Raw genomic sequence first — 13134 nt, 5'->3', positions numbered from 1 at the left:
TATGAATTAACGACTAAATTTGTCTTTGAAAATTTGATTACTGGGTATACCAACATCAGTAATTATTTGTTCCACTTCATTCATCATTGCTTCTGGGCCGCACAAGTAAAATTCTGTATACAGGAATTTTACGTTTTGGCTCAAATACGGCAGAAGTACTTGCTGTACATAGCCAGAATGCCCTTGCCATTGTTCTGAAGGGTTAGAAAGTGTGGGAATATAAGAAAAGTTTTTATGCTGCTCACTCAATGAGTTCAACTCATCGCAGTAGAGCAAATCATCTTCAGTTCGCGCACCATAGATGAGAGTCAAATCACTTTCGTCTTGACGTTTTTTCAACTGTTCAAAAATGATCGCTCTGAGTGGAGCAAGTCCTGAACCAGCGCCAATAAAGATGCGAGGAACCTTTTTATCTGAAGTCGCGTAAAAGTCAGAAAAAGGACCTTTTGCGATTATCGTTTCACCAACTTCGAGTGACCCTAAATAGCTTGAACCTATACCTGCATAATAACCATCCTTAGCCGTTTGCCAGCGGATGTTGAAGGTTAGCTCATCTGTTTCTTGATCAAAGTTAACCAAGGAGTAATGGCGAGTTACGCCGTCATGTGAAAACTTTCCATGAGAATAACTTTCCCAGTATTTTTCAAAGTTCTCTGGCATATCATCTGGCCGTAGGCTATTCACCCCTGCTGGCACGTCAAATTGCATATATGCACCAGCTTTAAATGCCAATTGTTTGCCTGATTTCAGCTTAAATTTCACTTCCTTGATAAAAGGAGTAATGAAATTAGTCGCAACCACAACTAGCTCATGATTTTCAATATTGAGGTCAGTATTAACTTCAATCGAACTAATTTCAGAGAATTTATGCTGACATCCAAGCCGAAAGCCTTCCTTAAGTTGCTCCTGAGATAAATGCTCCTGTTCAGATAGCGTGATAGGTAATTTAGTTGAACTTAAGAACACGCATTTGCCACATGTACCACCGCCACCACAACTTGAAGGTAGGTATACACGTGAACTAGCAAGCCCTTCTAATACAGTAGAGCTGCCAACTGCTGAAATGTCAGTAATTGTATTTTCATTGGAAAAAGTCACAGCCACTTTTTGTCTGTTGCGGCCCAAACTTAGCTTTAGCAAACCATTTTTATATTGCTGTATCAGCAAAGTTACGCCAGTAATAGATAAAAATAGCGTTGCAAAAGCAAATGCAATGATCAACCAATGGTTAAACCCTCCAGAATTGCCATAGTCCATAAAGTGGAGCTTCATCATCAAATCTTTTAATCTGAAATCATCATTGGCATGGCGAAGTACTTGACCAGTAACACTGTCTAAATAAATAGTTGTATTATTTTCATCCTCAACAGCAACTTTCCACATTGGATTTAGCTGCCTTATGTGATCAGAAAATGGTGGTTGAGATAACTCTGGCGCAGTTAATTTCCCCTCACCTGAGTAGGAATTTTTTGCTAAAGTTATAATTTGTTCTTCAGACAGATTAAATCGCTTACCTGTTACAGCATCAAATAGCATTGAGTGACGCACTTGGTAGCTATGTAGGCCCATATCGAATACCAAGTGATAGTAGGGCTGATGTAAAACCCATATAAGCTTTACTTCCTGCGGAGACTCACTAGTAATATCTTCAATAGGGATTAGGTTAAAATCAGCAATGTTACCTTCGTGATGAGAATAAACTCTATGCTCGTTGCCACTGGCTTTACTGTGATCCATTAAATTGAAGTAAAGGCCCGTACCTAACCAAACAAGTAGTTGTAAACCAACCACTAAAGAAAGCCATTTGTGTATCGATGTATTTAATTTAAATAGTCGCATCAAATGCCCCCTTTTTAGTGGAGGTGAACACTCGAAAATACGTCAAAATAACTCCCGTAATCGTGGCCATTAGACCTAAAGTTGCAACCAAGAACAAAAACCAGTTAGATACATTTTCGCCGTCATCGTAATCCATGATATGAAAGCGCCACATCCAATCAAACAATCGCCAGTAATCATGACGCTTGGCAACAAGCGCTCCTGTTTGTTGACTTATATAAAATGTCGGTGTAGCGAATTGCTCAAACGTCACTCTCCAAGCAGGTAAATGCCTAGGGGACAACTCAGCAGGCATGTTTGTCGCTGACTTAATCAACCTTATACTGTCGATTTTATGATTCATCGCATAATGGTATTGTGCGATTTCTTTTGCTTTGATTTCATCAACTAGGGCTTGAACAGCCCCAGTCTCAGCATCAATTACTACTTTCCCATGTTCTCCATTAATAAAAGAATACAAAGGCTTTCCTCTGCTTTGAATAAGCCTGACTTGCCTAGCTTCAGGGTAATCAACAACAAGTTCTGCAATGGAATAATCCACACTTTCTAAATCTATTCCAGCTTTCTTACTCTTAGCTAAGGACTCGCCATGTATATAGTGAATATCCATAATCACCATATACATGCCAGTGATAGACCAGAAAAGGAATTGTATTCCGACAAAAGCCATTAGCCATTTGTGATATTTTCTAGCCGTGCAAAGCATTATTCTCTGACTCCACATTAGAAAGCTCTTTGTTAAAGGCATTTACTTCAGGCTTTTTAACGATTGAATAAATTACAGGAAGTACAATAAGCGTTAGCAGCACAGCACTTGTCATTCCGCCTACCATAGGTGCAGCAATACGACTCATAACCTCAGAACCTGTACCTGTACCATATAAAATAGGCATTAGACCGATAATAATTGTGGCAACAGTCATCATTACTGGACGAACTCGTAAGCCAGCACCGTGCAATAATGCATCTTGATATGCATCATCTGAGATGGGTTCTGCTCGCTCAACCGCTTTTTCCTTCAGCTCAGCAAGCGCCTGATTGAGATATACCAACATTATCACGCCTATCTCAACGGCTACACCAGCCAGAGCTATAAAGCCCACTCCAACGGCTACTGAGAAATTAAACCCTTCTAGATACATCAACCATAAGCCACCAATCATTGCCATAGGCAAGGTAACGATAATGATAGCCACCTCACTAAACGCTCTGAAGTTTAAGTAAAGCAGAATAACAATAATGGCTAGTGTTAAAGGCAATACATAAGTGAGCTTTTCTTTCGCTCTTTCCATATATTCGTATTGTCCGGCCCAAGTAATCGAATAACCTGCTGGTAATGTCAGGTTATTCGCTAAGTGTTCCTTAGCATTTTCAACATAAGTACCAACATCAACGCCATCAATATCAATGAAAGTCCAGCCATTGATTCTGGCATTCTCACTCTTAATACCCGGTGGACCATTCTCTACTCGAATATCTGCAACATCACCTAGCGCAATGCGTTGACCATTTGGTGTTACAACAGGTAGTTGTGATAGCTGCTCAGGAGAGTCCCGATAATCTTGTGGATAGCGTAAGTTAACGGGATAGCGTTCTTGCCCTTCTATCGTTTGCGTCACATTCATACCGCCTATTGCAGTAGAAACCACTTGTTGGACATCTTCAATATTTAGCCCAAAGCGACTTGCCTTATCTCGTGAAATATCAACCTTGATATATCGTCCACCTGCAACACGCTCAGAGTAAACTGACGCTGTGCCTGTCACTTTTGGCAAGAGTTGTTCTATTTGTTGGCCGATATCCTGAATAACATCAAGCTCTGGTCCAGCGACTTTAATACCCACAGGCGTTTTTATACCTGTAGCTAACATGTCAATGCGGGTTTTGATTGGCATAACCCAAGCATTGGTTAAGCCCGGAAATTTAACTAATTTATCAAACTCAGCTTTTAATGATTCTGTAGTCACACCTTCTCGCCACTGATCTTGCGGCTTCAATTGAATAAAGGTTTCAATCATGGTTAGAGGCGCAGGGTCCGTAGCGGTTTCAGCTCGTCCTACTTTACCAAATACATTTTCAACCTCTGGAACAGTGCGGATAAGCTTGTCTGTTTGCTGCAATAACTCTCTTGCTTTACCAATAGAAATACCGGGATAAGTAGTAGGCATATACATGAGATCGCCTTCATCCAACGGAGGAATGAATTCACTACCAATTTTATCGACAGGCCAAAAACCAACGATAGTCACTAATACTGCTGCTACTATTGTCGATTTTGGAAACTTCATGACTTGCTTCAAAACAGGCATGTAAATAGCAATCAATAATCGGTTTAACGGGTTTTTCTTTTCAGAAACAACCTTGCCTCGAATAAAGTAGCCCATCAAAACAGGCACCAATGTTATCGCCAAACCTGCTGATGCCGCCATTGCATAGGTTTTAGTATAGGCAAGCGGTGAGAACATTCTGCCTTCTTGCGCTTCCAAGATAAACACTGGTAAGAATGAGACAGTTATGATCAGCAAGCTAAAAAATAATGCAGGTCCGACTTCACTCGCAGCCTTGGCTACAATTTGCCAACGGTTTTCATCTGTTAATGGTGTTTTCTCCATATGCTTATGCATATTTTCAATCATCACTATTGCACCATCAGTCATCGCACCAATCGCGATAGCGATACCGCCTAATGACATAATGTTGGCATTGATGCCTTGCATATACATGATGATAAACGACACCAAAATACCCAATGGTAGAGTAACAACAGCAACAATTGATGAGCGAAGATGAAACAGGAAAGCAACACAGACAATAGCAACAACAGCAAGCTCTTCAAGCAACTTGCTCCAAAGATTGTCAACTGCACGATCTATTAACTTCGATCTGTCATAGACAGGAACAATTTCTACACCTTCAGGTAAAGATGATTTGAGCGACTCAAGCTTTTCTTTTACCCCATTTATGGTTTGTTGAGCGTTTTCACCAAAGCGCATGACAACAACCCCACCAACAACTTCGCCTTCACCATTAAGTTCTGCGATACCACGGCGCATTTGAGGACCAAGGTTAACGTTGGCAACATCACCAATACGCAACGGCGTGCCTTTTTCGTTAATACCAAGTGGTATTTTCTCTATATCACTGACAGATTGAATATACCCTGTAGCAGTAACCATATATTCAGCTTCCGCCATTTCAATAACTGATGCACCAGTTTCTTTGTTCCCTTTTTGTAAAGCTATTTGTATTAAACTTAAAGGAATACCGTAAGCTCTCAATTTGTCAGGATCTACTTGCACTTGATACTGCTTAACCATGCCCCCAACGGCTGCAACCTCTGAAACGCCAGCAACAGTTTGCAGTTCATACTTTAAAAACCAATCTTGAATACTTCTTAATTGGCTTAGGTCATGATTACCTGACTTATCTGTTAAAGCATAGATGTACACCCAGCCCACACCTGTTGCGTCAGGACCTAATTGAGGCTTTGCTGAATCAGGAAGGCTTGATGCGACTTGGCTTAAGTATTCAAGCACTCTGCTTCTAGCCCAATATAAATCAGTATCATCATCAAAAATGATATAGACGTAGGAATCACCAAAAAATGAATAACCACGAACAGTTTGTGCTCCCGGTACAGACAACATCGCTGTAGTCAGTGGGAAAGTCACTTGATCTTGAACAACCTGTGGCGCTTGTCCCGGATAGCTCGTCTTAATAATGACTTGTACATCTGAAAGATCTGGAATTGCATCTACAGGCGTTTTTTGTAAAGAATACAAACCGCCAAAAGCAATAATTAAGGTAACCAGCAATACAAAGAAACGATTGCCGATTGACCATCTAATAATTGATTCAATCATCATTTACTCCCAGCTTAATGATTCGAGTGATCAACTACAGGCTTATTTTCTTTGCCGTGTTGTTCGCCTGATTCAAGGGAGATTTCAGTGATCACTAAGTCATCTCTTACCTCAAAGGTGAAAGTGACATTATCACCAACATTGAAATCAACCATTTCTATATTGTCCGCGACGATAAAATCCATCGTCGCAGCAGGTCTATCCCATTTCTCTATTGGGCCTCTGCTAATATTTAGAATCCGTGTATCAATATCAATCGCATTGATCAAACCTGATACGGTTGCTGATGATACTTCTTCACTCATATCAACAGACTCACTCATGATATGAATTCCAGTAATTTCATATCCACCATCTTCGGTTTTACTCACTTCAAAGTGCAAAGATTGACCAGACTTTAATGAGTCAATATCGACTTTTTCAGCCACAGTAAAATCCATAACCATCTCCGGCCAATCCCAAGCTTCAGCAGGACCATGAGTAATGTTAACCATGCGATGACCCGCCATAACGCTGTTGATTTCGCCTTCCATCCAAACAGAGTTAGGCACTTCATCATGAGTCATTCGTTTGAAATCAGAATTTTTGCTTGATTCGGAATCAATCAGGAATTGAGCTGATGTCACCACAACATCATCCTCATTAAGACCCTCTAAGATTTCGATACTATCCATATCAACCCGGCCAATTGTCACTTCGATAGACTTAAATTGCCCATCCCCCAAAGCAAGCACAACTCTGTCTTGTTTACCTGTACGAATGACAGCTTCTTTAGGTACGAGTATGGTGCTTTCAGCTTGATTGGAGTGAATAGATACTTGTGCAAACATGTTCGGTTTTAATTGATAGTCTGGGTTATCAAATCTCAGTCGCACTCGGAGTGTGCGTGTTTTACTGTTCAATGTTGGATAGATATAATCAACGACACCAGCCCAGTCCTCACCGGGTAAATAATCCAGAGTCATTGATACTGGCAGACCTTTTTTAATCAGGGCGGCTTGCCGTTCAAACACCTCTGCTTCAACCCACACTTGATCTAGTTGACCAATGCTTAGAATAGTATTACCCGGTTTGACGTAGAAGCCTTCTCTAACTTTCAGGTCATCAACAACACCCGCCTGAGGGGAGTAAAAGGTGATGGTTTGCTGTACCTTTCGTGTCTTTTCTAGCTTTTGAATGAAGTCTGATGAAAGCTGTAATGCTTTAAGGCGATCTTTCGCCGCCGAAATTAAGGAACTATTATTACGCTTTAAAGCTATTAACAGTTCTTCTTGCGCGTTAACTAACTGAGGAGAATACAGCGTATAAAGAGGCTGACCTTTTTCTACAGGGTTACCTGCTGCTTTGATGTAAAGTTTTTCAATCCAACCATCAACACGTGGGTGGATATGAATTAGCTTATCTTCATCATATTGAACGTAACCTACTGTTGAGATTTCAGTATGCATATTTTTCAGTTCAACAGGTGCAGTGCGAACCCCAAGGTTATTCACTACATGAGGCGCAATTTTTACTGCTCCGGGACCAAAGTCATCGCCAGATGACTCTTCCTCATACACAGGAATTAAATCCATCCCCATAGGCGACTTACCGGGCTTGTCCCGGCGGTAATTAGAATCCATCGGTGCGACCCAGTACAGCGGTTTTTTCTCTGCTGATGTCGCTTCATCAGTATTACTGTTTGAATCTGTACCTTGACTTAAACTCAATGCTCCTGCACCCAATGCAGCTCCAATTATGACGGCAATAATTGTTTTCGTATTCGTTGACATTATTTTTCTCCAAATTGCTGATTGGATAAGTGCTGAGTTTGCAGTGGCTTATGTTCAGCATTTGATTTAGATTTAGAATGCGTAAAGAAATAGTTGATGCGAGCAACTGTTTTAAGTGCATCAACATCAATTCTTAAAGCTGATATTCTGGCATTTAATTCGGCAATTCTTGCTCGAACAACTTCGGCAAAATCGCCATCATCATTGGTGTAAGCCGTCAAAGACGCTTCCGCTTGGTCATGAGTTTGTTTAAGGAGTTGTTCTTGATAGATAGATTGTCTATCAGATAAACGCTTAAGCTGTCTAAGCTCCTTTTCCACTGCACTGATCATTTGTTTTGTCAGCAATAACTTCTCGGTTTTAACCGCTTCTGATTCAGCAATAGAAGCTGCAACTTGCTTATCTTGTTTATTCTCAGTGAACAACGGTAAGTCAAATGTTACGCCAACAGAAAATAAGTCAGCTCGGCTATCACCTGAAGGCATATTGTCACGATATGCATAGCTTGCATTGACACCCCATTGTGGCTCATATTGCTGTTTAGCTAATTCAACACCTTTTTCTGAAGCTTTGCGTTTTACATCAATTGCAAGTATGGCTGGATGATCCGCAAGTTCCTGAGCCAATACATTCCTTGAGTAGTTAGATGCTTTAAGGACGGTTGGATTCTTCAATCGAATCGAGGGCAATTCTTTTGATACACTAAACTCAAGAGGTAGAGCGTCAAAATTAAATGATTCATTCAAACGTTCTGCATCGTAAATATGAAGCCACTCATTGAGACGAGCGATTGTCATTTCTAGTTTCTGCTTTTGCGAAGTTAATCTGTCATCTAACTGCACAATTTCCAACTGAGCACGAATAACATCTTGCTGTCTGGTTTTACCAACAACGTTTGAGTAACTAGCTTTAGCCACTTCCGCCATCTGCTCAAAAAGCGCCCAATCCGCCTCAATCAAATTAATAGTCTGTTGTGCTAAGTAAGCATCTAGCCAAAGTTGTGACACTTGGCTTTTCAACTTCGCTTTACGATCCTCGCGTAGCAGGGGAAATTTCGTAGACTCAATTTTTAACTGGTCTTGTTTGATCTCTAGGCTATCTCCTCTCGGAAACATTTGAGAGACGCCAACCTTTAGCTGCGTCATTCCTTCCTGATCTAAGTCCCAAGTATCTGTTGGTAAATTCATTATCCCAAGCGATACTTTCGGATCAGGCATAGTACCTGAAGCGATACTTCTATTTTCAACCGCACTTTGTTTCAATCGGCTACCATGAAGCCAAGGATCATTTTGCTGAGCTAAGGTTATTGCTTGTTCAAGTGACACTACTTTCTCAGCTTGAGCTGAGAATACAGATAAGCCGAGTAATAGTGCAGTTGAAAGTGAAGTAAGGTTTAAAACGTTCAATTTCATTAAAGTTGCTCCTCGTATGTCCTAACTTTTGCATAGACTTCGCTCGTTCCATCTTTAAATAGAATTAACACGTTATATGGCATAAAACGGTCGTCAACTTCCATACCGGGAGAGCCAACTGGCATTGCTGGAACTGAAAGCCCAATCGCATTGGGATGTTCTTCTGATAAAAACTGCTGAATAAATTTAGCAGGTACATGACCTTCAAAGGCAAACCCGTTTCTGCTAACTGCCGTGTGGCAGGAACGGTAATTAGGCTTAATACCATACTTAGTTTTGATGTTGCTGATGTTTCGAAAATCTTTGGAATGCGCAACGATACCTTCATCTTCAATATGAGCTATCCATTTTTTACAACACCCACAAGTAGGGGTTTTATAAACGATTAACTCCAAAGGTGATACGGTGTGATTGCTTACATGGTTATATTCATTAGCATTTGCAAACGTAGGTAAAAGCAGCATCACGACTGCTATTTTTAAATACATATTGATCATTTTGCCCCCAGACTTCGCTGGAAAATATCTATAGCGCGGCGACGCTATATTGATTAACAGAAAAATTAATTACATGTGCGCAAAATTTGGGCGCACTAATCCTGTATTAGGCAAAAATCGGTGGACGGTAAAGAGAGGTTGAAATTGAATAAGGTCTGTTAGATTGCAGTTCTGCTACTGATTCACTCAATATTTGAATATCTGTCGAATCAATACTGGAATTTAGGGCTGTCGAAGATGAACAAGCATTTGCAGGACAAATACATTCAACATCACAACAATCTTCTGATTGACCATTACTGCTTTTATTCATATCACCATGATTCATTCCTTCATGATGACTCATCTTGGAATGTTCCATGTTCATGTGTGACTCGTGAGAACTTGATGACATTTCGCAAGACATAGCAGAATACGCAAATACTTGCCCAACAAAGGCAATCAGCATAAGCGTCATTACTAAGACTTTTGAAAATGCTCTTGACATAAAATTCTCACAAAAATATACACTCTTTATACTAATACAAATTATTGAAGAAGTAAATTGATGTCATGTGAGCATTTGTGAATATTTGATATTCATCAATTTTTTCAATGGGGTACATGTAGCATTCATAATCTCATTTGACGGTTAGTAGTCAAAAGTTATACCAGTGCACATGGTTGATACATCTCTAATTCTGACTCGTTTATCTTGTAAATGCATATACATCCCCGTCAAAGGTATTGATATACAGCGAAGGAGTATGCTCGCTTATTGATAAACAATACGTCTTTAGTGACATAAATTTAATGTCTCGTAGACTCAAAATGGTCACGTTAGGTGCTCACTATACTAGCGACAAATCTCTATTGTTAGTTGAGAGAGATTTTGCCGGGGAACTCAAATCTGTTCGTGTGGGTAAGAAAATAACTATTAATTAGCCTGTATCAATAATCAAGGTGAGTTAAAAAAGAGTCTTTTATACATCACTTTAGCTATCTAATGACTTAATTATCCCACACCCTTCAATGGTATTATCAGAATTACACGTACTAGCCATTTGTTGTAATTCGATTTTTAAGGCTTTTAATTCTTTTATGCGTTTATTAACTAAATCTAATTGCTGTTTAATCAGTTCATTTACACTTGAACAACTTTCTTCTGGTTTATTTTTTAGGTCGATAAGACGTTTGATATCAATCAGAGAGATATCGAGACTGCGACAATGTTTTACGAATTCTAATTGCTTCAAAGCGGTAACGTCATACAATCTGAAGTTACCTTCTGTCCGCTCAGGCTCAGAAAGTAAGCCTTCTCTTTCATAGTATCTGATCGTTTGTATAGAACAACCGGATGTTTTCGATAATTCACCTATTTTCATAATATTTTCTTTTAAACCTGACCCTATAGTTACTATAGGTTTTACACTTGAATTATACAAGTAAGGCGGAGTTAAAAAATGAGCGGTTGTGGCTGTGAAGTAGAATTAAAAGATGACCAACAAAAAACAGTGCTTTATTGGCTTTTAGCTATAAATGCCACGATGTTTGTATGAAATTGGTTTAGGTTGGTTATCTGAATCAACCGCATTAATTGCTGATTCGTTAGATATGCTAGCTGATGCTATCGTCTATGCCATTGCCTTATATGCCGTGGGGAAGTCAATCCAACATAAAGCTAATGCAGCATTAGTAAGTGGTTATTTCCAATTGGGGTTAGGGGGTCTAATTCTTCTCGATATAGCTAGGAGACTAGTTGGAGAAAGTGAGCCTCATTCTTGGTTTATGATTGGAGTTGGTTCTGTGGCTTTAATCGCTAATGTCATTTGTTTGATGCTTATACGAAAACACAACAATGATGAAGTGCATATGAGGGCTAGCTGGATATTTTCAGCTAATGATGTGATCGCAAACCTTGGTGTCGTACTTGCTGGCATACTTGTCATGGTGCTAGAACAACGCTGGCCTGATATTGTTATTGGTAGCATCATTTCAATGTTAATTCTTCGAGGTGCTTACATGATATTAACGGATGCCAAACAAGAATTAGTATCGGCTCAATATACATCTGAAGTATCAGATAAAAATAAACAATCAACCTGCTGCAATTCAAAGTAAGGAAGCTCTTATGAATCAAGAATATCTTAAAAAAACTGAGATAGTTAATTTTGAACACCCCACTATCCAATCATTAATAACAGAGCGAAAATGGCATGAACTTGATGACTACAACAAGATTGGCACTGCTTATCAGTTTGTAAAAGACGAAATACTATTTGGCTATAACGAAAGCGACGATATTTCCGCAAGTGAAGTTTTATCTGACGGATACGGGCAATGTAACACTAAGGGCAACCTTTTAATGGCCTTATTACGTGGATTAAGAATTCAGTGCCGATTTCACGGGTTTACAATAGATCAGCAATTACAAAAAGGAGCTATTCCTACCTATGTCTTTTGGTTAGCGCCCAAATACATTATTCACAGTTGGGTTGAATTTTACTTTGAAGGACGTTGGATCAACTTAGAGGGCTTTATTTTAGACAATCAATATCTCACTTCAATACAGCAAAAGTTTAATCAAATAAAAGACAATTTCTGTGGTTATGGTGTTGCAACAAAATGTTTTTCATCACCAGATACAGATTGGCGCGGAACCGACACATATATTCAAAAAGAAGGGATTCACGACGACTTTGGACTTTATAATTCCCCTGATGAGTTTTATCTTGAAAAAGGCACTAATTTGTCTGGAGTCAAACGCTGGATGTATCAAAAAGTGATCCGCCACCTAATAAATTTCAATGTCACTAATCTAAGAAAAAATAAAGCGCTGGAGGTACAAAATGCATAGTCATAGTCATAGTCATAGTCATAGTCATCAACATGGAACAGACGACAGGATTGGTTGGGCATTTTTTCTGAATGTTACCTTTACGATCATCGAATTTATTGGTGGTTGGCTCACCAACAGTACCGCTATTATGGCTGATGCGGTGCATGACTTAGGAGATAGTTTATCGATTGGCTTTGCATGGATATTAAGTCGTTTTTCAAACAAAGCAGCGCCAGATAAATACAGCTATGGTTACCGCCGACTTACACTGTTCGGGGCATTGGTAAATGGCGTTGTATTAGTAATTGGCTCAATTTGGGTGTTGTTTGAAGCAATTCCAAGGCTAACCAACCCTGAAATGCCTGTAGTTGAAGGAATGTTAGGGCTTGCGATACTCGGTGTTGCCGTAAATGGGTATGCCGTATTCAAATTAAAAGCTGGGGAAACTTTAAATGAAAAAGTACTAACTTGGCACTTACTGGAAGATGTTCTGGGTTGGGTCGCCGTTCTAATTGTTTCAATTGTGTTGTTATTTGTAGAACTGCCAATACTAGACCCACTGCTATCAATTGGTTTTACATTATTTATTTTATTTAATGTTTTCAGAAATCTAAAATCTACACTTGTTTTGTTTCTTCAAGCCGCACCGGATGAACAAACTCAACAAAGTATCAAACAATCTCTTATTAAATTACCTGAAGTTAATGACGTTCACCATATGCACTTTTGGTCATTAGATGGAGAGAGTCATGTATTAACGGCGCACTTAGAGTTAGCTCAAGATTTAGATATAGATAAACTTATCGAGCTTAAACAAGAAGTATCGACAGAGCTTTCATCATATAATTTGTCACATACAACAATTGAATTTGAATTCCCTAATGAAAATTGTCGAGATAAAATATCTAAACTTTAAGCTTTCCGTCCTTTAGC

General features: G+C 39.4%; 10 protein-coding genes and 1 pseudogene. 3 read left to right on the top strand and 8 right to left on the bottom strand.

Features of this window, described 5'->3' with window-relative positions:
- Nucleotides 1–6 precede the first annotated feature (6 nt).
- From QQK05_RS01530 to cadR, 8 genes are all read right to left on the bottom strand, one after another.
- Nucleotides 7–1839 (bottom strand): PepSY domain-containing protein, encoded by a 1833-nt coding sequence (locus QQK05_RS01530; protein WP_284295605.1) that lies wholly within the window; start codon nt 1837–1839, stop codon nt 7–9.
- Complete coding sequence (locus tag QQK05_RS01525; protein WP_284295604.1) at nt 1826–2449, bottom strand: PepSY domain-containing protein; 624 nt, start codon at nt 2447–2449, stop codon at nt 1826–1828. Before QQK05_RS01525 ends, QQK05_RS01530 begins: the two co-directional genes overlap by 14 nt.
- A 79-nt stretch (nt 2450–2528) precedes the next feature.
- Nucleotides 2529–5702, bottom strand: a complete 3174-nt coding sequence (locus QQK05_RS01520; protein WP_284296411.1) for an efflux RND transporter permease subunit — start codon at nt 5700–5702, stop codon at nt 2529–2531.
- Between the two features lie 14 nt (nt 5703–5716).
- Nucleotides 5717–7474, bottom strand: a complete 1758-nt coding sequence (locus QQK05_RS01515) for an efflux RND transporter periplasmic adaptor subunit (protein ID WP_284295603.1) — start codon at nt 7472–7474, stop codon at nt 5717–5719.
- Nucleotides 7474–8886: a TolC family protein gene (locus QQK05_RS01510; RefSeq protein WP_284295602.1), complete on the bottom strand. Its 1413-nt coding sequence runs from the start codon at nt 8884–8886 to the stop codon at nt 7474–7476. Before QQK05_RS01510 ends, QQK05_RS01515 begins: the two co-directional genes overlap by 1 nt.
- Entirely contained in the window at nt 8886–9383 is a 498-nt protein-coding gene (locus QQK05_RS01505; protein ID WP_138478153.1) for a DUF411 domain-containing protein, read from the bottom strand. Before QQK05_RS01505 ends, QQK05_RS01510 begins: the two co-directional genes overlap by 1 nt.
- 106 nt (nt 9384–9489) lie before the next feature.
- Nucleotides 9490–9870, bottom strand: a complete 381-nt coding sequence (locus QQK05_RS01500) for a hypothetical protein (protein ID WP_284295601.1) — start codon at nt 9868–9870, stop codon at nt 9490–9492.
- 487 nt (nt 9871–10357) lie between these two features.
- Nucleotides 10358–10747 (bottom strand): Cd(II)/Pb(II)-responsive transcriptional regulator, encoded by a 390-nt coding sequence (gene cadR / locus QQK05_RS01495; RefSeq protein ID WP_138478157.1) that lies wholly within the window; start codon nt 10745–10747, stop codon nt 10358–10360.
- A 78-nt stretch (nt 10748–10825) separates the two neighbouring features.
- Between cadR and QQK05_RS01490 the strand changes: the two are divergent.
- From QQK05_RS01490 to QQK05_RS01480, 3 genes and pseudogenes are all read left to right on the top strand, one after another.
- A pseudogene (locus QQK05_RS01490) lies at nt 10826–11483 on the top strand (cation transporter).
- 10 nt (nt 11484–11493) lie between these two features.
- A complete protein-coding gene (locus QQK05_RS01485) occupies nt 11494–12219 on the top strand; it encodes a transglutaminase-like domain-containing protein (protein ID WP_138478159.1) in 726 nt (241 codons plus the stop codon).
- Complete coding sequence (locus tag QQK05_RS01480; protein WP_284295599.1) at nt 12212–13117, top strand: cation diffusion facilitator family transporter; 906 nt, start codon at nt 12212–12214, stop codon at nt 13115–13117. The genes QQK05_RS01485 and QQK05_RS01480 overlap by 8 nt, the downstream gene beginning before the upstream one ends.
- The last annotated feature ends 17 nt before the right edge of the window (nt 13118–13134 follow it).

The organism is Thalassotalea loyana (assembly GCF_030161435.1).
Classification (GTDB): domain Bacteria; phylum Pseudomonadota; class Gammaproteobacteria; order Enterobacterales; family Alteromonadaceae; genus Thalassotalea_G; species Thalassotalea_G loyana.
This window is presented reverse-complemented; position numbering and strand designations above follow the sequence as displayed.

What these genes read in the sequence shown, in the direction of transcription:
- QQK05_RS01530 (WP_284295605.1), bottom strand. Translation starts at nt 1,839, where the DNA reads ATGCGACTATTTAAATTAAATACATCGATACACAAATGGCTTTCTTTA.
- QQK05_RS01525 (WP_284295604.1), bottom strand. Translation starts at nt 2,449, where the DNA reads ATGGATATTCACTATATACATGGCGAGTCCTTAGCTAAGAGTAAGAAA.
- QQK05_RS01520 (WP_284296411.1), bottom strand. Translation starts at nt 5,702, where the DNA reads ATGATTGAATCAATTATTAGATGGTCAATCGGCAATCGTTTCTTTGTA.
- QQK05_RS01515 (WP_284295603.1), bottom strand. Translation starts at nt 7,474, where the DNA reads ATGTCAACGAATACGAAAACAATTATTGCCGTCATAATTGGAGCTGCA.
- QQK05_RS01510 (WP_284295602.1), bottom strand. Translation starts at nt 8,886, where the DNA reads ATGAAATTGAACGTTTTAAACCTTACTTCACTTTCAACTGCACTATTA.
- QQK05_RS01505 (WP_138478153.1), bottom strand. Translation starts at nt 9,383, where the DNA reads ATGATCAATATGTATTTAAAAATAGCAGTCGTGATGCTGCTTTTACCT.
- QQK05_RS01500 (WP_284295601.1), bottom strand. Translation starts at nt 9,870, where the DNA reads ATGTCAAGAGCATTTTCAAAAGTCTTAGTAATGACGCTTATGCTGATT.
- cadR (WP_138478157.1), bottom strand. Translation starts at nt 10,747, where the DNA reads ATGAAAATAGGTGAATTATCGAAAACATCCGGTTGTTCTATACAAACG.
- QQK05_RS01485 (WP_138478159.1), top strand. Translation starts at nt 11,494, where the DNA reads ATGAATCAAGAATATCTTAAAAAAACTGAGATAGTTAATTTTGAACAC.
- QQK05_RS01480 (WP_284295599.1), top strand. Translation starts at nt 12,212, where the DNA reads ATGCATAGTCATAGTCATAGTCATAGTCATAGTCATCAACATGGAACA.